The sequence below is a fragment of the Polyangium mundeleinium genome (genome assembly GCF_028369105.1).
In the GTDB taxonomy this organism is placed as follows: Bacteria; Myxococcota_A; Polyangia; order Polyangiales; family Polyangiaceae; genus Polyangium; species Polyangium mundeleinium.
The window spans coordinates 11,551,716-11,568,477 of the sequence record NZ_JAQNDO010000001.1; the positions used below are offsets into that span (position 1 = coordinate 11,551,716).

Here is a 16,762-nt window from a genome sequence, read left to right on the forward strand (position 1 = left end):
GAAAAAACTCCTAGCTCTCGAACTCGCGCACGATGGGCTTGCCCTGGGCGTCGATGCCGAGGAGCTCCTCGACGCGGCGCTCGGCCCGGTCGAGCCGGTCCTTCGCGGCGCGCGCGAGGCGCACGCCCTCCTCGAAGAGCGCGAGCGAGCGCTCGAGCGGCAGCTCCCCGCCTTCGAGCTCCTCCACGATGGCGGAGAGCCGCCGCGTGGACTCCTCGAACGAGAGCGCGGACGCCTGCTCCGGGGCGGCAGGCTTGGTGATCGAAGCCGTCTCTTGGCTCATGGCGACCCAGCGTCCCCCGGGATGGCCTCGGGCGCAAGCGTGAGCGCGGCAGGGCCGTCCGGCAGGCCCGGGACGAGCACCACGCCGTCCGGATCCGCCACGATCGGCACAGCCACGCCGTCGGAGCGAACGAGCCGCGCCGCGCGGCCTTGAATCGACGGGAGCGCCGCCGGCGCGTTCGCCACGAGCGAGACCCACGCGACCGGGCCGCGAGGCACGGCGAGCGCCGGAAGGAGCGTGCGGCCGGACAAAGCCGCGCGGGCCAAGGCGCGGACCTGGTCGTCCGGATCGAGGTCCCGCGCGAGTTCGAGCGTCGCCGCGCGCAAGGGCTCGCGACGCACGGAGAGGGCGCGCACGACGGCGCGGCGCACGGTCGGGTCCTCCTCGAAGCGGTAGGCATTCGCGAGCAGCGACGTCGCGTCCGGCTCCGGATCGAGCGCGAGGCCGAGCGCCGTGTGCGCGCGGATGACCGGATCGGTGCCGGCGAGCAGGCGCTTGATGCGGCTGCGGATCGCCTCGTCGTCGCGGCTCGGCAAGGCGCGCGCGGCGAGCGCGGCGAGCGGGCTCTCCCCTTCGGCCCAGCGCGCGAGCAGCGCCGTGGGCAGGCCCGCGCCGCTCGGATCGGCGAGGAGCGCGACGCCCGCCGCGACCTCGATCGCCGAAGGAACGTCCCCCTTCCCCGTCGCCTTCGCGTTCGCGCCGAGCACGCGCCCGAGCTCCGCCGGCGCGTCGTCCTTGCCGAGCGCCGCGCGCGCGAGCGAGGCGCGCGCCACCGCGGCCACGATCGCCACGTCGCAGGGGCGTTTCTCGGGGCAAGCTGCGTCGAGGGCGGAGCGGACGCTCGTGCGGCCCGTCGCGACCCGACCAAAGGCGCTCACGGCGCGGTCGGCCGGGTCTTTTTCGTTCGCCATGGCCACGAGCGCGTCGCCGAGGCCGTCCGGCTCGTCCCCGAGCACGAGCCAACGCACGAGCGCCGCGCGCGTGATCAGCCGGCGCGGCGCGCCCTTCTTCGCCGACGTGCTGCCGAGCGCCCGCGAGAGGGCCGCGCGCGCGTCCTGGCCTGGCATCCGCGCCAGCGCGAACGCCGCGGCCGTCGCATGTTCGGGCTTGCCGAGCTGCACGAGCAGCGCCGCCGCCGCCTCCGGCCCGCCCGCGCGCCCGATCGCCGCGATGGCTTGCTCCCGATCGTCTCCGTCGAGCGCATCGAGCGCCGCGACGAGGGGTTTGACCAGCGCGGGCGAGGGCGCGGTGAGCGCGAGGCGCACGCCGTCGAGGCGCGTCGGGCCGGCCGCGAGCAGCGCCGTGATCGCCTCGGACGCGCCTTCCACGCCGAGCCGCGCGAGCACCTCGGCGCCCGCGCGCTTCTGCTTCACGTCGTCGCTCTTCACCCACGTGCGCGCCGCGGCTTGCGCGCTCGAGTCCCCGAGCCGCGCGAGCGCGAGCGCCGCAGCCGCGCGGTAGGCCAGATCCACGTCTTCGAGCCCCTGCCGGAGCCGCGGAATCGCCCGCACGTCCCCGAGGTCGCCGAGCAGCGCGGCGAGGGCCGGCTCGATCCGGCGACGCCCTTCGAGCAGCGCCGCGATCGACGCCGGCGGGTACACCACGAGCGCCGCCGACGCCGCCTCACCACCCGGCCCGCCTTGCATCACGGCGCCCACGAGCGCCGACGTGGCCTTCTTGTCGCGGCTCCTCGCGAGCGCGAGCGCCGCGGCCCCACGCGCGAGCCCTCCGTGCGAGGCCGCGCGCGCCTCGGGCCCGCCTTCGGTCAGCTCCCGGATGAGCAGCGGCCGCACCGCCTCGCGATCGGCGTGCGCCGCGAGGATCCGGATGCCTTCGAGGCGCGTGCGCCCGTCGCGCGCGAGGAGCGACGACTGCTCGAACGCGTTCGTCAGGGCGTCGAGCGCCTCGGGCGTCCCGATCGCGCCGAGCCGCCGCACGCCACGCAGCCGCCCCTCGACCGTCCCCGACACGAGCAGCCGCTCGGCAACGGGGATCCCGAACAAGCCACGCAGCGTCCCGCGGCCCGGGGCCTCGGCCTCGTCGTCGGCCTCGACGACGGCCTTGCGCGACACGCCCACGGCGAGCCCCTGGGCCTCGGCCGCGCGGGTAGGCAGGAGCGAGGACGCGACGAACGAAAGGGCAGCGAAGGAGAGCGCGGTGAGGGCCCGGGAGCAGCGAGACATCGCGGCGCAACTATCGGCGAGGGAGGCCGGGTTGTCACGCCTCATCCTCGGGGGGTTCTAGGCTCGATCGAGCTGGGCCAGGAAGTCGCGAAGGCTTTCGTCGAGGTCTCTCGGCGTCACCTTGACCTCGGCGAAGATGCGCTGGGTCCCCGCGGGATCGGTCTTCAGGTTCGCGATGATCGTGTCGAGATCGCCCTTGGCCGCGAGCACGGCCACGCGCAGCTTGTCCTTCGGCCCGAGGTCGTTCGTCGCCGCGCCGCGGAGCTTGTCCAGGCATTCCGAAAGCTTCACGCCCCGGAGCGCAGCCACACGGGAAGCGTCCCGCGGCCCGCCGCTGTTCGAATACGCGGTGAGGGTCGTGCTCTCGCGCGCGGCGAGGTACTTCCACATCGCGGACGCGACGTTCGGGACCGTGTTCATCGTATCCTTCGGCTTCAAGCCCACCGCCTTGAGGACCTTCTCGTACGACTTGCTGTAATTCTCGGCCGCGCGCGGCTCGACCACGCTTGCGGGGTCCTTCCCTTGCGCCTGCAAGGCTTTGTTGACGGTATTGCCCGCTCCGGTGATCTTCTTGGTGAAGTAACTCAGCATGTGCTTCACCGAGATGGCGGCATGTCCTTCGGACTTCAGGAACAGAGCCGACGAGGCCGATCCGACACTTTCGAGCTGGACGAGGAGCTCACTGTATCCCTTGAGGAATTGCCAGCCGGCGCCCGCGCTCTTGCCGCGCTCGCCGAGATGGCTCGACCACCGATCCGGCAGCGCGTCGTACCCTTGTCTCACCTGCCCCGGACTCTCGAGCTCGATCATGAATGAGCCCTTCTCGACGGGCTGATGGATCCAGCACACGATGTACAGGGCCTGGAACCCGTCGAGACCCACCGCCGACCGGAGGAGCGCGCTCACGGGTTCACTTCCTTGTCCAAACCGATCCTTCAGGTACTTGGACCAGTCGGCCGGCGTCTGAAAGCTCGGGCCAAAGATCTTGTCCTTGTCGCTCCGACTGCTCTCACCCTTGATGAGGTCCACGAGCGTGGGCATCGCTCACCTCGCTCCGGGCTTCTTCGCCTTCGCCACCTGGGCCTCGGCCTGCGAGACGGCCTCGTTCAGCGTCTGCAGCGCCTCGATGGCATGCGCCGAGCCTTGCCGATCGATGTCGAGCTGGAGGCCGCAGCCCGCGCAAAAAATGGAGTGGCCGGTCAGGATCTGCTCGATCGTGGCCTTGATCTTGAAATTGCAGCACGGGCACGGGAAGCCATGATTGTCGGACTGAGCCTTCAACCCTTGCAGCATGACGATCCTCTCCTTGCTCGATGGTCCTGGTTCGTGCGATTGCGTTATTCTTGGCCGCCGACGGGCGCCCCGGTGACCTGGATGTTGTTGCTGAGCAGCCCGAAGATGCCCGTGATCCCCGCGGGCACGTCGCTGCGCGACATCGTCAGCGTGAACTTGATGTTGGTCGTCTCGGACGTGGCGTCGTTCTTCGACTGCGCGTCCGCCGCGATCTTCGCGAGCAGCTTCGGCGCTTGCGAATCGCCCTGGCTCATCTCCACGATCTTCGTCGTGAACGAGATCTCCGCCTTGTCGATGCCGAGAATGGGGATCGGGACGAGCGTCAAGAGCGGTACGGAGACGGTGTATCGCTTGACGCCCACGCCCGGCACGACCTGCTGGTAGCTGAACTGCACCGTGCGCAGCTCGCCCTTCTCGTCGAAGCCCACGTTCTGAATGAAGTCCGACGTGGCCCTGGCGGCCATTCCATCCGCATCGACGACGTCGCGGACGAGGCTCCCCACGAGCTGACTCAACGGGATCTGAGAAACGGTGTTCTCCGGCATGACGGACTCCTACACGATCGCGTGGGGCGCTTCGGCCGTGACTCCCTGGAGCCGCGGCACGCCCGACGCGTCGATCTCGATCGACATCTTCACCAAGAGGAGCGGCCCCAGCTCCGCTCGTTCCTTCTCCGCGATCGGCCATTCGAACGTGCACACGACGTGGGTCGGGCGCAGGTTCGAACGAAAACGCTCCACCTGCTGCGCTCCGGAGAGCTCGCGCGCAGGCACGCGAACGAGCGCGAGCCCTCGCTCGATTTCATGCAGCACTGCAGTGACCATCCGCTCGACTCGCTCCTGCATCGACGCTCACCCCGAACCGCAAGCAGGTGGAGATCGCGACCATCGCCCTCGTTCAGCTCACGTCGTCGTCTTGCCGGGCACCGCCTTGATGGCGTCGTTCAGCATGTTGAGCACCTTCGAGGTGCCCGCAGGCATGTCGTGCCCCGTGGCGTGCACGTTGACGTTGACCGTGTACTCGACGGAGTACTTCGAGTCCCTCGTCGAGCTCGAGTCCGACTTGCTCGAATAGCTCCCCTTGAAATTGACCTTGTCGAAGAGGAAGCCGACGGATCCGCTGGTCTCGCCGCCCGCCTGGCTCTCCGAGCTTTGCTTCGTGTCGAAGCTCGACGTGGCATTGATGGCCGCCTTGAAGTTGATGTCCATCGTCTCGACGAGCAGGTACGGGATCGGTACCAGGGTCAAGAGCGGCACCGTGAGCTGCGCCGTCTCGCCGCCTCGCGAGAATGTGAACGTGACGGACATCACGGCCGTCGGCTTTGCATTGTCCGTCGACATCTGGGGGTTGCCGTCTTTGTCGAGGCCAAAGAGGACACCCAGCACGTACTTCAGCGTGGCGTTCGCCGCCAAGGTCTGCGCTTCGACGCCCGCGACGAGCGGACCGCCGATGATCGCCCCGAAGGGGATCTGACTGAGGAGCTGCGTCGCGGCTTGCTGATCGCCGCCGGTGGCTTCGCCGGATCCTGTATCGCCCATGGGAAGACTCCTTTTTTATGCCGCCGGGCGCCGAAAACGGAGGCACCACCGGAGCACCGCAAGAACAAGGCAAGCAGGTCGAGATACGCCGCTTGGCCGAAAAGAACGATTCATGGCGCCCACGCACGACACACGTCGCCGTCGCGTGGGATCACGCCCGCGAATCACGGCAAAGCAGCGAGACGCAGACCCCCGAGCCAAAGAAGTCGCGAGCCCCGGCTGCAGCTATCGGCCGCTCGCCGGTGCTCTACAGATACGGCCGGTCGATCCTCGGGAGCAACAAATTTTCGTCCCACGACAGGATCGTTACGAATTCATACGTTTCAGGCCCGCCGAGCCCGGTCGTTTGACAACGAGATTCAGCGTATTTTCCCGCGAGATTCGCGCCATTGTCGTTCGAGTCAAACGGGGGTGATCGACACGTACGGCTCGACCAACGATATCGGCGCGTCGCGCGACGCCACGTTTCGCCGCGGATTCGATCCGCAATCGCGCTCGGACGCACCCCCGCGGCGCCCCTCCCTGGATCACCTCCGATCCACCTGCCCGTTGCCAAACGCGGATCGCGCCCGTCCCTGGTCACGCGACAGCGCAGGTTCGGCCACGATCGATCGCCATCCTGCGAGCGGCGACGCACCCTCGCCCGCCTCCGCGAGGGCCTCCGCTCCCGCACGCCCCGCGCGTCGCGCCCAACCGTTCCATGAGACCGACGCCGGCCGCCGCGGGGCCTTCCGCCCGCGCCCCCAGGTCCCTCCCCCCTGTCAAGACCCATCTTGGTCGTGCCTCCGCGCGCGCCGGCCCACCTCGCCGCGGCGCAGCACTATTCCGTATCGTCAGAACGGAACGAAATTGCTGGTCGGGCTGGCGGCTGGCAACTACGTTACGTCACCCGTCCCGGGCGGGCCCGAGGAGGAAAGCAGCATCGATGTTGTCCGTGCGCCATCTGGAGAAATTCGTCACGGCCTCCGCAAACCGAGTCTGGCCGGTGATGCAAAGGCTGAACACGCTCGGCCCCGAGCCTTTGCCGTTCAAACCTCGATGGAGTGATCGCCCCATCCCGCGCGGCAAGGAGCGGACGAAGCCGCCGCTCGGCTGGCCACGGATGACGGACAGCCTGTGCCCCACCTGCGTCAAGGAAGCGCGCGCGGAAATCCTGCGCGGCGACGCAGACTGGACGAAGCTCGTCACGGACAAGCCCGGGGAGATCAAGGCGCACATCGTCGAGCGCGACGGCCAGATCCGGATGGAGAAGGAGTGCCCGAAGCACGGGCGCGTGAGCGACGTCCTCTCGATCGACCCGAAATTCCTCGAGCGGATCGAGAGCCTCTTCCAGGGCCGCGACGTGGCGATGACGCCCGACCGTATCCACCAGCACGGTTCGAGCTCGATCCAGTACGGCCGCGGCGCGGTGCTCACGGTCGACCTCACGAATCGCTGCAACATGATGTGCGACCCGTGCTTCATGGACGCGAATCAGGTCGGCTACGTGCACGAGCTCTCCTGGGAGGAGGTCACGCAGATCCTCGACGACGCGGCCGAGGTACGGCCGCGTCGGCAGATGTCGATCCAGTTCTCCGGCGGCGAGCCCACGCTCTCGCCCCATTTCCTCGACGCGATCCGCTACGCCCGCAAGAAGGGGTATTTCGCCGTGCAATGCGCGACGAACGGGCTGCGCTTCGCGCAGGAGCCCGGCTTCGCCCAGCAATGCAAGGAGGCGGGCCTGCGCATGGCCTACCTGCAGTTCGACGGGGTCACGAACGAGGCGAACAGCCATCGCAAGATCGCGAACCTCTACGACGTCAAGCTCCGGGCGATCGAGGAGCTCGCGGCGGCGGGCATCGACGTCATCCTGGTCGTGACGGTCGTCAATGGCGTGAACAACGACATGATCGGGCCGATCATCGAGTTCGCCATCGAGAACGCCGACAAGGTCACGGTCGTGAGCTTCCAGCCCGTGAGCTTCACCGGGCGGGACGAGGACATTTCCGACGAGCTACGCGAACAGCAAAGGTACACGCTGAGCCACCTCGCGCGCGACGTGAAGGCGCAGACCGGCGTGACCGAGCCCTTGCGCGATTGGTTCCCGCTCTCGGCGCTCTCGCCGTTCGGCGACGTCGTTGATCTGCTCGACGGGCCGGACAAGGATTTCGGTCAGCTCAATTGCGGGTGTCACCCGAACTGCGGCATTGGCACCGTGCTCTTCGTCAACAAGAAGACGAAGCAGATGGTCCCCTTGCTCGAGTTCCTCGACATGGAAGGGATCCTGCGGGATTTCCGGACGATCTTCGAGGCGGGCCGGGGCTCGAAATGGACGAAGGCGCAGGTGCTCACGAGCATCCTCCGCCATTACAAGCCGGAGAAGGCGCCGCCCGGGTTCGACGTGAAGACGCTCGTGAAACAATTCATGAGCCAGACCGGCGCCGCGCACGCGGGCGAGAGCGACGCGAAGGAGTACGAGTGGCGCGTGCTCTTCGTGGCCGGCATGTGGTTCCAGGATCTCTTCAATTACGATTTCCGCCGGACGGAGATGTGCATCATCCCCTACGGCACGCAGATGGGCGAGATCAGCTTCTGCGCGTACAACACGGGCGTGGGCTGGCGCAACGTGCTCGAAAAGATCAAGGCGAACGCCACGGTCGCCGAGTGGTACCGCAAATACGGCAGGCACCCGATCTACGCGAAGAACAAGGACCTCGCCCTGCCCGACTTCGAGAACTCCCTCACCGTGAAGGAACACGAACTCGCCAAGCAGGAGCGGAAGAAGGCCGTCCGCTTGCCGATCGTGCCGTCCTAGTCCCCAGGTCTCGTGTCCTGAGCGACGCACACACGACGACGTGAGGCGTGCATGCGCGCGCGCGATTGCACGCCGCCCGCCGAAGGATGGACGTGGGCGCGGGTCGGGTCCGTGCTCTGTGTTGGGGTCACCACACATCCAGGATATGCGCCACCATGAGGAGGTGGCGCCATGCGTGGGGCGAACCGTTACATGTTGGGCTCGTGTCTGTTTTTGGGTGTGTGGTCCTGGGCGATCGGCGGTTGCACGGACCAAGGTGCGCCGCTCCCGGGGGTGGACGTCGCGCGCGGGGGCGCATTGCACGCCCAGGCCCCGGGGACAACGACGCGCATGGATTTCGCCTGGACGCAGGCCGCGTGGATGGCCACAGACCGCGGGGTGCCGAGGGCGACGCTGCTCACGGATGGCCGGGTGCTCGTCACGGGCGGCTCGGGCTTCGAGGACGGAGTCGAGACGGTGCTGGCCTCGGCCGAGCTCTACGATCCGCAGACGAATACCTTCTCGGCGGCCGCGTCGATGATCAGACCACGCAACTGGCATACGGCCACGCGCCTCCCGGACGGCCGGGTCCTCGTCGTGGGGGGGTTCTCGTTCAATTCGTCCGATGAGGAAGGGTTTTACCCCCCGGAGCCGAGCGCCGAGATCTACGATCCGGCGACGGATACTTGGGTTTACGCGACCCATCCGGACGCCGTGCACAAGGCACATTCCGCGGCGCTCCTCTCGAACGGCCAGGTGCTCATCGTGGGGGGCAGCGGTCAGACCGCGGCCGAGCTCTACGATCCACAGACGAATACATGGTCGAGCGCCGGTGGGACCAGCGCCGAGTATTCCTGCGGCTCGGCGACCGAGCTGCCGGATGGCAAGGTGTTCGTCCGCGGCGTTGATGCGGCGGAGCTTTACGATCCCGCAAGCAACTCCTGGAGCTGGATCGGCGCGCCCATCACCGATTGCACCGACGCCACGTCCGCGTTGCTCTCAACGGGGAAGGTGCTGTTCACGAACGGCTCGAGCGCCGAAGTGTACGATCCGGCCACGAACCAGTGGTCGCTCGCCGCCCCGCTCCTCACGGGCCGCTACGGCCATACCGGTGTTGCGCTCGACGGGGGCGCATTCATGGTCGCGGGCGGCGCGATCGAAGATGTGTCGATGGCGTCCACGGAGATCTACGATTCGGCAACCGACACATGGTCCGCCGGCCCGCCGATGGCCGAAAAGCGCTACCTGCACGCCTCCACGCGCCTCGCCGATGGCAGGGTGCTCGTCCTCGGAGGGTACGAACATCCGGGGAATCGCCTGAACAGCGCCGAGGTCTTCGACGCATCGGGCGAAGCCGGTGCGGGTGGAGCTGGAGGAATGGGCGCTGGAGGAGCTGGCGGCGGCGGAGCTGGAGGAGCTGGCGGCGGCGGCGGAGCTGGAGGAGCTGGCGGCGGCGCTGGAGGAATGGCCGCGACCAGTACAGGCGCGGGAGCTTCCTCGGGCGGAGGCACCGAAGTCGGCAAGGGGTGTAGCTTCCGCAGGCCCGAGGCGGTGCCGAGCGCGGGCCTCTGGCTCTGCCTGCCGCTGCTCGCCGCCGCGCGCCGTCGCAAGCGCTAGTGGCGCGCGCGAGCGCCTCGCTCACGGGCGCTTTTTGGCGCGCGCCATCATGCCTTCGAGCCGGCCCCCGCTCGACAAGAACCACGCCTCGGCCTGCGCGACCGTCTGAAACACGGCGGCCCCGTCATCGGCGGCGTTGTGCGCGACGAGCGTCGCGAGCCCGTGCTGCCGCGGCGTCGTGACGAGCCACGCCGTCCGGATCTGCCGCCGCCGGAGCAGCTTCTGGCAGGTCCCGAGGCCCACGCGCGCCATCACCGTAAAATCGGTGAGCCCGCGGATGTCCATGAGCACGAGCTTCGTGCCCGCCTGGTTGGCGAGCGCGTCCACGGTCTGCGCGGTGAGCTCCTCCGCGATCAGATCCCCGAGCGCACCGCCGATCTCGATCGTCACCCGATCCGGCGGAGTCGTCGTGAAGTGGAACCAGTGTTGCGCCATCGAGGCAGACCACCCACCATCCTACGCGAACTCCCCGCTCGTCAACCACCTCACGACATCGATCGCAACGGATTCCTCACGACGAGGATTTGTCCGTCCAAGGGACACTTACACTCAGTCCGGCTCGGGGCAGCCGTCGTCGTCGTCCTTGCCGTCCTCGTCTTCCTTGACCTTGGGGCACTTGTCTTCGTTGTCGGGCACGCCGTCGTCGTCGTTGTCGCCGTCGGGGCAGCCGTCGTGGTCCTCGAACCCGTCCTTGTCCTCGGGGAGCTCGCGGCACTGATCGGCCTCGTCCGGCACACCGTCCTGGTCGACATCCCGCACACGCGGGGCCCAACCGATGCCCAACATGGCACGCAAGGGTCCGGTGCCGAGCCCGCCGAAAAACCCCCGCGACACGCCGGCGAGGAGGGAAAAATCCCCGAGCTGCGCGCGCGCCCCGAGCCCCGCCTCGAACGCGGTGAGGGTGCGGTTCTGCGCAGGGTTCATGGGGTAGATCGGCACGTGCCCGTTCGTCTCGACGAAGACGGTGAAGCGGCCAGCTTCGTCGATGCCGAGGGCCTGCGGCCGGAAGGAGAGGCCGAAGGAGAACGGGAGCTCGTGTCCGACGCGCTGGCGGCAGCCGTAGGGAAGGTCGGAGACGGGGATGTGCGCGCAGGCGAAGTTCTCGGTCTCGGCGCGGAGCTTGACGCCCGCGGCGAGGTGGAAGCCGAGGACGAGGAGGCGGTACTCGGCGAGCAAGCGCGTGGTGCTGGTGACGGCGCCTTCGCCGAGGAAGGAACCACGATCGCCGGTGGGGACGGTGAACCGCTCGTGAAGGCCGAGTGCGAAGCCGCCGAGGTCGCCGCCGGTGGGCGCGATGATGACCAGCTTGCCGGTGAACGCGAGGTCGCCGAGGGCCTGCTGGGGGATGTTCGTGGGTCCGAGCGTGGCGACGGAGTCGAAGTCGGGGGTGTCGCCCCGCTGGTACAGGGCGAACGGGAGGTCCGCGCCGAAGGAGAGGCGGCCGAGGGCGCCGATGTTGGCGACGAGGTCGCCGGTGAGCTGATGGCTGAGGACGTCGAACGCGTGCTCGTTCGTCACGGGATCACGGAGCGTGATCGGTTTGTACGCATACGAGCCGTAGACGGCGAGGTTCCAGTCGCCGTGCGCGGGCGTGGAGACGGGTTCGAGGAAGAGGCTCCCGGCAGGATCGGTGGAAGGACGGTACCCGCGCAGATCGAGCGAGGGCACGGGATCAGGCTCGATCGCAGCGGCCGAGCGCGTCACGAGGGACGCGGCCAGCGCGAGGCCCGTGGCAAGTCGCAAAGAGAAGAAAGGCATGACGCGGGCGTAGGTTAGCCCAGGTGAAACCTCGGAGAAAAGGGGCGCGGTTGTTCGGCGGTTCTTCGTCCCAAACGGACAAACCTCCCGACGGCGCGGGCTGTCCTTGCCCCTGGCCCCCCGCGAGCAGTAGGCTCCGGCCCGGCCCGTCATGAACGCCCCGCTGCGCGTCCCTCTCGGCATCGACGACTTCCAGAAGGTCCGGGAGGGCGGTCTGCTCTACGTCGACAAGACGCACCTCGTGACGGACTTGCTCGAAAAGGCCGGCGCCGAGGTCGTCCTGCTCCCGCGGCCGCGGCGGTTCGGCAAGAGCCTGAACCTCTCGATGGTCCGCTGCTTCTTCGAGAAGCGCGCGGAGGACCTCTCGCCTCTCTTTCGGGACCTCCGGGTTTGGCAGGCCGGCGACGCAGTCCGCGCGCATTTCCAGCGGTATCCGGTCATTCACTTGACGATGAAGGGCGCCAAGCAGGCGACCTTCGAGGCGTGCTGGAAGACCATCCGCGAGAAGATCGAGGCGCTCTTCCGGGAGCACAAGGCGCTGCTCACGAGCGGCGCGCTCGATGCACGGGAGGAGGAGAAGTACCGCGCCATCCTCGATGGCACCGCCGACGACGTGCTGTACGGGCGGGCTCTCCTCGACCTTTGCCACTACCTCCACCGAGCGCACGGCGAGCGCGTGCTCCTGCTCATCGACGAGTACGACGAGCCCATCCACGCGGGGTACACGCACGGGTACGCGCCCCGCATCCTGGATTTCTGCCGCGCCTTCTACGGTGAAGGATTAAAGGGCAATCCGCACCTCTTCCGCGCGGTGCTCACCGGTATTTTGCGCGTCGCGCGCGAGAGCATCTTCTCCGGCCTGAACAACGTCACCGTCTATTCCCTGCTGCGCTCGGAGTTCAATACCTGCTTCGGCTTCACCGAGCCGGAGGTCGAGCGCCTCCTCACCGCCGCCGGCCGGACGGACCGTCTGGAGACGCTGCGCGCCTGGTACAACGGGTATCTCTTCGGAGGCGAGGTCATCTACAATCCCTGGTCTGTCCTCAACTTCCTGGCCGCCGAGGACAAGGACCCCGAGCCCTACTGGCTTTCGACGAGCTCGAACGATCTCATCCGCGAGCTCCTCCAAGAGCGCGCCGTCGAGCTCGAACCCCTCTTCGAAGCCCTCCTGACCGGGGACTCCGTGGAAAAGGTGCTCGACGAGCACGTCCCGCTCGGGGAGCTGCGCACGAGCGAAAACGCGCTCTGGAGCCTGCTCGTCTTCGCCGGATACCTGAAGGCCGAGCGCCACTCGCGCGGGCCCATGGAGCGCCCCATGCACCGGCTCTCGATCCCCAATCGAGAGGTGCGCGAGCTTTACACGAGCACCTTCCGGGGATGGATGGCCGCGCGCCTCGGCGGTCGGGGCGGGGCTCTCGATGCGCTGCTCGACGCATTGCTGCGGGGAGACGCGGAGCGATTGGAGCGGCTGCTCCAGGCGTTCGTGACGAACGTCCTTTCGCACCATGACGTCGGGTTCTTCGGGCCGGAGCGCGTGTACCAGGCGTTCATCGTGGGCCTGCTGGCGACGCTGGAGCCGGACTACCAGGTCCGCTCGGACCGCGAATCCGGCCACGGGCGCGCGGACGTCCTCGTGCGCCCGGCTCGTCCGGGAAAGCCGGGCGTCGTGCTCGAATTGAAGGTCGTCAAGGCCGCGCGCCGCGCCCCGGAGAAAGCGCTCGCCGAAGGCCTCGCGCAGATCCGCGAGAAGGAGTACGCCGCCGAGCTACGGGCCGCAGGGGCCGAGCCGGTGCACGCGTTCGCCGCCGCGTTCGACGGAAAACGCGTATGGGTCCGCGCCGCGACGCTCTCGCCGGAGGAGCCCTCCCCCCGGAAAAAAGCGCGCAAGCGCTGAGCTGCGTCAGCGATACATCCGATCGATCCGCGTCTCCGGCGACCGCGGATCGAAGAGCACGAGCGCCACGTAGAACACCCACTCCGCCGGCTTCATCACGAGGTACACCACGTCCGACACCCACGCCGGGCGCAGGTGGTTGCACACGGGCCGCGCGAGGAGGTCGTATGTTCGTCGGGCCAAACGACCGAAGCGGGGCCAGCGCTCGTGGAGGAGATCCTCGAACGCGTTCGCCACCGCGAGCTGCCGGTTCACCACGATCGGTACGCCGCCGCGCCGGCCCATGCGGAGCGGGCGCACGAGCCAGGAATGACCGCGCGCGGCCACGGTGCAGAGGTAATGGCAATCGCCGGGGAGCACCTCCACCGGGAGCCGCGAGAGCGTGTAGTCGCACGTCCGCGTGAAGACCTGGAGCGCGCCCGCCGCGTGGCCCAGCCAAACCGCCTGGAGGACCGCGTGCGCGCCGAGCAGCACCGGCGACAAGGCGAGGGCGCGGAGCAGGGTCGGGAGATGGATCTTGTCGGGCAGGAAGGATTGCTCCGGGCCTTCACGATACACGGTAAGCGGTTTTCCGATGGCCCGCGCCTCCGCGCCCCGCGAGCGCAGGCGGTGGCGGAGCTCCGCGCCGTAGAGGATCACGGTCAGGACCGGGGACAAACAGGGCAAGAAGGCCGGCGGGAACACCACGCCAATGAGCACCCATTTGCCGAAATGCACCGCGAGCAGCACGTGGATGGCCATTCCCGCGAGCATGCCCGCGTGCACGAGGAGCTCGGCCATCGCCGGGTGCAACGCCGCGCGCCTGCGCCGCGAGACCACGTACGCGAGCGCCGTCACGAGGTGAAACGCGAGCAGGCCGAAGACCTCGGGCTCGGCGAGCGGGCGGAAGACCTCGCCGCTCGCCTCGCACTCCATCACCTGGCACGTCGCGTTGACGATGTGGTTGTAGAAAAGCCCCCACGCGGGGAGGATGCCGAGGACGAGGACGTCCGCCCACGCCAGAGCCGCGCCGCGCCCCTGCGTTCGGGTGCGACGGTAGAGCTTGATGACGGCCCAGATCCCGATGCCGACGGCCGCGATCCCGAAGCAGATGAACGCGAGGCCGCGGGCTCCCGTGGCGAGCGCGACGAGAGCCGCGACGGTCGGTGAGACGTACCCGATGACGAGCAACGTCACGAGCGCGGCGTCCGCGAGGCGGCTGTGCGTGGAGGGCGTCGGTTCGGGCACCACGAGCGGAGCCTCGGGCGGAGCCTCGGGCGGAGCCTCAGGCAAAGACCCAGGCGGCCACGTGAGGAGCGGCTCGGAACGCGGCAGGATCGCATGTTCGTCGGCGGGTGCCTCAGGCCCCTTGTCGCGTTCGTGTTCCTCGGAATCCATGCGCTCTCCGCGGCCCATCGTACCTCGTGCCCTGCGAGCTGACACGCGGATCCTACCCACGCCTACATACGCGGTACGGTGCGCAGCGCGCCAAACGTTCGCCTTCCCGCGCGAATCATGCGAAGAGTCGGAGCCATGGACGTCATCCGGATTCGCGGTGGAAAGCAGCTTCAGGGCAAGATCCGCGTGAGCGGCGCGAAGAACGCGGCGCTGCCGATCCTGTGCGCGACGCTCCTCTCGGACGGCGAGAGCATCCTGCGCAACGTGCCGGCGCTGAAGGACATCGAGACCACGGGGGAGCTGCTCCGGGTGCTCGGGCGCAACGTGATGGTCGACCCGCCCCTCGTGCGCGTCGCCGGCGGCCCCGAGGCGAACCCCGAGGCCCCCTACGAGCTCGTCAAGCAGATGCGCGCCAGCGTGCTCGTGCTCGGGCCCCTCGTCGCGCGCTACGGCCGCGCCAAGGTGAGCCTCCCCGGCGGATGCCAGATCGGCTCGCGCCCGGTCGACCAGCACTTGAAGGGCCTCGAAGCGCTCGGCGCGACGATCCGCCTCGCGAACGGCTACATCAACGCCGAGTGCAAGCGGCTGAAGGGCGCCGAGGTCGTCTTCGACATGCCGACCGTGACGGGCACCGAGAACATCATGATGGCCGCGGCGCTCGCGAAGGGCCGCAGCACGCTGGTCAACTGCGCCCGCGAGCCGGAGGTCGAGGAGCTCGGCCGCGTGCTGAACAAGATGGGCGCGCGCGTCGACGGCGCGGGCACGGACGTCATCCACATCGAGGGGCGTGACGAGCTCGACCCGTTCGACCATGCGATCATCTCGGACCGCATCGAGACCGGGACGTACATGGTCGCGGCGGCGGCAGCGGGCGGCGACGTGCTGCTCGAGAACGCGCCGCTCGAGGACCTCGAAGCCGTGGTGGCGAAGCTCCGCGCGACGGGCGTGGAGGTCGGGCGCGAGGGCGACTGCGTGCGCATCCGCCGCGACCCCGACCGGCCGCTGCGCGCGGTGGACGTGGTGACCGCGCCGCATCCCGGCTTCCCGACGGACATGCAAGCGCAGTTCATGGTGCTGATGTGCCTGGCGCGCGGGACGTCGCGGATCGTCGAGACGATCTTCGAGAACCGGTTCATGCACGTGCCGGAGCTGCGCCGCATGGGCGCGGAGATCGACACGGACGGGCACACGGCGCACGTGCACGGCGGTCGCCCGCTCTCGGGCGCGAAGGTCATGGCCACGGATCTTCGCGCGAGCGCGTCGCTCGTCATCGCGGGGCTGCTCGCGACGGAGGGCGAGACCGAGGTCTTGCGCGTCTACCACCTCGATCGCGGCTACGAATACATGGAGCGCAAGCTCGCGACGCTTGGCGCGGATACGGTGCGGATCAAGGGGCAGCCGGGGTGAACGAGGGTCCGCTCTCGATCGCCGTCCCGAAAGGCCGCATTCTCAAGGCGCTCGCGCCCCTGTTTTCCCGGGCGGGCCTCGACGTGGGCCCGCTGCTCGCCGACGACCGGCGGCTCGTGCGTGACGACGCCGCCGGCCGCCTGCGCTACGTGTTCCTCAAGCCCGACGACGTGCCGACGTACGTGGAGTACGGCGCGGTGGACCTCGGCATCGCCGGGCGGGATACGTTGCTCGAAAAAAAGGCGGACCTCTACACGCCGCTCGACCTCGGAATCGGCCGATGCCGCCTCGCGGTGGCGGGGCCGCGGGGCAAACCGGCGCCGGACGTGCCGCGCGTGGCCACGAAATACCCGCGTATCGCTGCGGATTTTTTCGCCAAAAAGGGGATTCAGGCCGAGGTGATCCCCGTCTCCGGCTCGGTGGAGCTCGCGCCGCTCGTGGGTTTGTCGGACCTGATCGTCGACGTGGTCGAGACGGGGAAAACCCTCGAAGAGAATGACCTCGAAGTGATCGAGACGGTCGCCGAGGTGAGCACGATGCTCATCGCGAACCGCGCCGCGTACAAGCTCCGCGCGGCGGAGATCCGGCCGCTTTGTGAGGCCCTCGGCAAGGCCGTGGCGGAGGCTGCCTCTCCCTGAT

The 16,762-nt window shown here is 68.6% G+C and carries 15 protein-coding genes; 5 read left to right on the plus strand and 10 right to left on the minus strand.

Annotated features, from left to right (window positions below; all coding sequences use genetic code 11):
* Positions 1-10: 10 nt before the first annotated feature.
* Genes xseB through POL67_RS45585 form a run of 7 tightly spaced genes read right to left on the minus strand, consistent with a single transcriptional unit; the run spans position 11 to position 5,297 of the window.
* Positions 11-283: an exodeoxyribonuclease VII small subunit gene (gene xseB / locus POL67_RS45555; RefSeq protein ID WP_271927709.1), complete on the minus strand. Its 273-nt coding sequence runs from the start codon at positions 281-283 to the stop codon at positions 11-13.
* The gene (locus POL67_RS45560) at positions 280-2,466 is read right to left on the minus strand and encodes a HEAT repeat domain-containing protein (RefSeq protein WP_271927710.1); all 2,187 of its coding nucleotides are present in this window, start codon (positions 2,464-2,466) and stop codon (positions 280-282) included. The genes xseB and POL67_RS45560 overlap by 4 nt, the downstream gene beginning before the upstream one ends.
* Positions 2,467-2,523: 57 nt before the next feature.
* Positions 2,524-3,507 (minus strand): hypothetical protein, encoded by a 984-nt coding sequence (locus tag POL67_RS45565; protein WP_271927711.1) that lies wholly within the window; start codon positions 3,505-3,507, stop codon positions 2,524-2,526.
* A 3-nt stretch (positions 3,508-3,510) separates the two neighbouring features.
* On the minus strand, positions 3,511-3,759 hold the full coding sequence (locus POL67_RS45570; protein ID WP_271927712.1) for a hypothetical protein: 249 nt from the start codon (positions 3,757-3,759) through the stop codon (positions 3,511-3,513).
* Positions 3,760-3,803: 44 nt separating this feature from the next.
* Positions 3,804-4,304, minus strand: coding sequence for a DUF2589 domain-containing protein (locus POL67_RS45575; protein ID WP_271927713.1), 501 nt, complete (start codon positions 4,302-4,304; stop codon positions 3,804-3,806).
* Between the two features lie 9 nt (positions 4,305-4,313).
* Positions 4,314-4,604 carry a hypothetical protein gene (locus POL67_RS45580; protein WP_271927715.1) on the minus strand — a complete coding sequence of 97 codons (291 nt, stop codon included), beginning with the start codon at positions 4,602-4,604 and terminating at the stop codon, positions 4,314-4,316.
* A 57-nt stretch (positions 4,605-4,661) separates the two neighbouring features.
* A complete protein-coding gene (locus POL67_RS45585) occupies positions 4,662-5,297 on the minus strand; it encodes a DUF2589 domain-containing protein (protein WP_271927717.1) in 636 nt (211 codons plus the stop codon).
* 925 nt (positions 5,298-6,222) lie between these two features.
* On the opposite strand from POL67_RS45585, the gene POL67_RS45590 reads away from it, so the two are divergent.
* Entirely contained in the window at positions 6,223-8,091 is a 1,869-nt protein-coding gene (locus POL67_RS45590) for a radical SAM protein (RefSeq protein ID WP_271927718.1), read from the plus strand.
* Positions 8,092-8,262: 171 nt separating this feature from the next.
* Positions 8,263-9,687 (plus strand): Kelch repeat-containing protein, encoded by a 1,425-nt coding sequence (locus POL67_RS45595; protein WP_271927720.1) that lies wholly within the window; start codon positions 8,263-8,265, stop codon positions 9,685-9,687.
* Positions 9,688-9,708: 21 nt separating this feature from the next.
* On the opposite strand, the gene POL67_RS45600 is transcribed toward POL67_RS45595, so the two are convergent.
* Both POL67_RS45600 and POL67_RS45605 read right to left on the minus strand, forming a co-directional pair.
* On the minus strand, positions 9,709-10,122 hold the full coding sequence (locus tag POL67_RS45600; protein WP_271927722.1) for a hypothetical protein: 414 nt from the start codon (positions 10,120-10,122) through the stop codon (positions 9,709-9,711).
* A 114-nt stretch (positions 10,123-10,236) separates the two neighbouring features.
* Positions 10,237-11,445 carry a hypothetical protein gene (locus POL67_RS45605; protein WP_271927723.1) on the minus strand — a complete coding sequence of 403 codons (1,209 nt, stop codon included), beginning with the start codon at positions 11,443-11,445 and terminating at the stop codon, positions 10,237-10,239.
* Positions 11,446-11,596: 151 nt separating this feature from the next.
* Here POL67_RS45605 and POL67_RS45610 point away from each other — a divergent pair, with 151 nt between their 5' ends.
* Positions 11,597-13,339: an AAA family ATPase gene (locus POL67_RS45610; protein ID WP_271927724.1), complete on the plus strand. Its 1,743-nt coding sequence runs from the start codon at positions 11,597-11,599 to the stop codon at positions 13,337-13,339.
* 6 nt (positions 13,340-13,345) lie between these two features.
* Here POL67_RS45610 and POL67_RS45615 read toward each other — a convergent pair whose 3' ends face one another.
* A complete protein-coding gene (locus tag POL67_RS45615; protein WP_271927726.1) occupies positions 13,346-14,716 on the minus strand; it encodes a DUF6688 domain-containing protein in 1,371 nt (456 codons plus the stop codon).
* Between the two features lie 135 nt (positions 14,717-14,851).
* Here POL67_RS45615 and murA point away from each other — a divergent pair, with 135 nt between their 5' ends.
* Entirely contained in the window at positions 14,852-16,123 is a 1,272-nt protein-coding gene (gene murA / locus POL67_RS45620; protein WP_271927728.1) for a UDP-N-acetylglucosamine 1-carboxyvinyltransferase, read from the plus strand.
* Positions 16,120-16,761, plus strand: coding sequence for an ATP phosphoribosyltransferase (gene hisG / locus POL67_RS45625; protein ID WP_271927730.1), 642 nt, complete (start codon positions 16,120-16,122; stop codon positions 16,759-16,761). Before murA ends, hisG begins: the two co-directional genes overlap by 4 nt.
* Position 16,762 lies beyond the last annotated feature (1 nt).

Coding starts and splice junctions, on each gene's coding strand:
- POL67_RS45600 (WP_271927722.1), bottom strand. CDS start 10,122: ATGGCGCAACACTGGTTCCACTTCACGACGACTCCGCCGGATCGGGTG.
- POL67_RS45580 (WP_271927715.1), bottom strand. CDS start 4,604: ATGCAGGAGCGAGTCGAGCGGATGGTCACTGCAGTGCTGCATGAAATC.
- xseB (WP_271927709.1), bottom strand. CDS start 283: ATGAGCCAAGAGACGGCTTCGATCACCAAGCCTGCCGCCCCGGAGCAG.
- murA (WP_271927728.1), top strand. CDS start 14,852: ATGGACGTCATCCGGATTCGCGGTGGAAAGCAGCTTCAGGGCAAGATC.
- POL67_RS45560 (WP_271927710.1), bottom strand. CDS start 2,466: ATGTCTCGCTGCTCCCGGGCCCTCACCGCGCTCTCCTTCGCTGCCCTT.
- POL67_RS45565 (WP_271927711.1), bottom strand. CDS start 3,507: ATGCCCACGCTCGTGGACCTCATCAAGGGTGAGAGCAGTCGGAGCGAC.
- POL67_RS45605 (WP_271927723.1), bottom strand. CDS start 11,445: ATGCCTTTCTTCTCTTTGCGACTTGCCACGGGCCTCGCGCTGGCCGCG.
- POL67_RS45590 (WP_271927718.1), top strand. CDS start 6,223: ATGTTGTCCGTGCGCCATCTGGAGAAATTCGTCACGGCCTCCGCAAAC.
- POL67_RS45570 (WP_271927712.1), bottom strand. CDS start 3,759: ATGCTGCAAGGGTTGAAGGCTCAGTCCGACAATCATGGCTTCCCGTGC.
- POL67_RS45595 (WP_271927720.1), top strand. CDS start 8,263: ATGCGTGGGGCGAACCGTTACATGTTGGGCTCGTGTCTGTTTTTGGGT.
- POL67_RS45575 (WP_271927713.1), bottom strand. CDS start 4,304: ATGCCGGAGAACACCGTTTCTCAGATCCCGTTGAGTCAGCTCGTGGGG.
- POL67_RS45610 (WP_271927724.1), top strand. CDS start 11,597: ATGAACGCCCCGCTGCGCGTCCCTCTCGGCATCGACGACTTCCAGAAG.
- POL67_RS45585 (WP_271927717.1), bottom strand. CDS start 5,297: ATGGGCGATACAGGATCCGGCGAAGCCACCGGCGGCGATCAGCAAGCC.
- POL67_RS45615 (WP_271927726.1), bottom strand. CDS start 14,716: ATGGATTCCGAGGAACACGAACGCGACAAGGGGCCTGAGGCACCCGCC.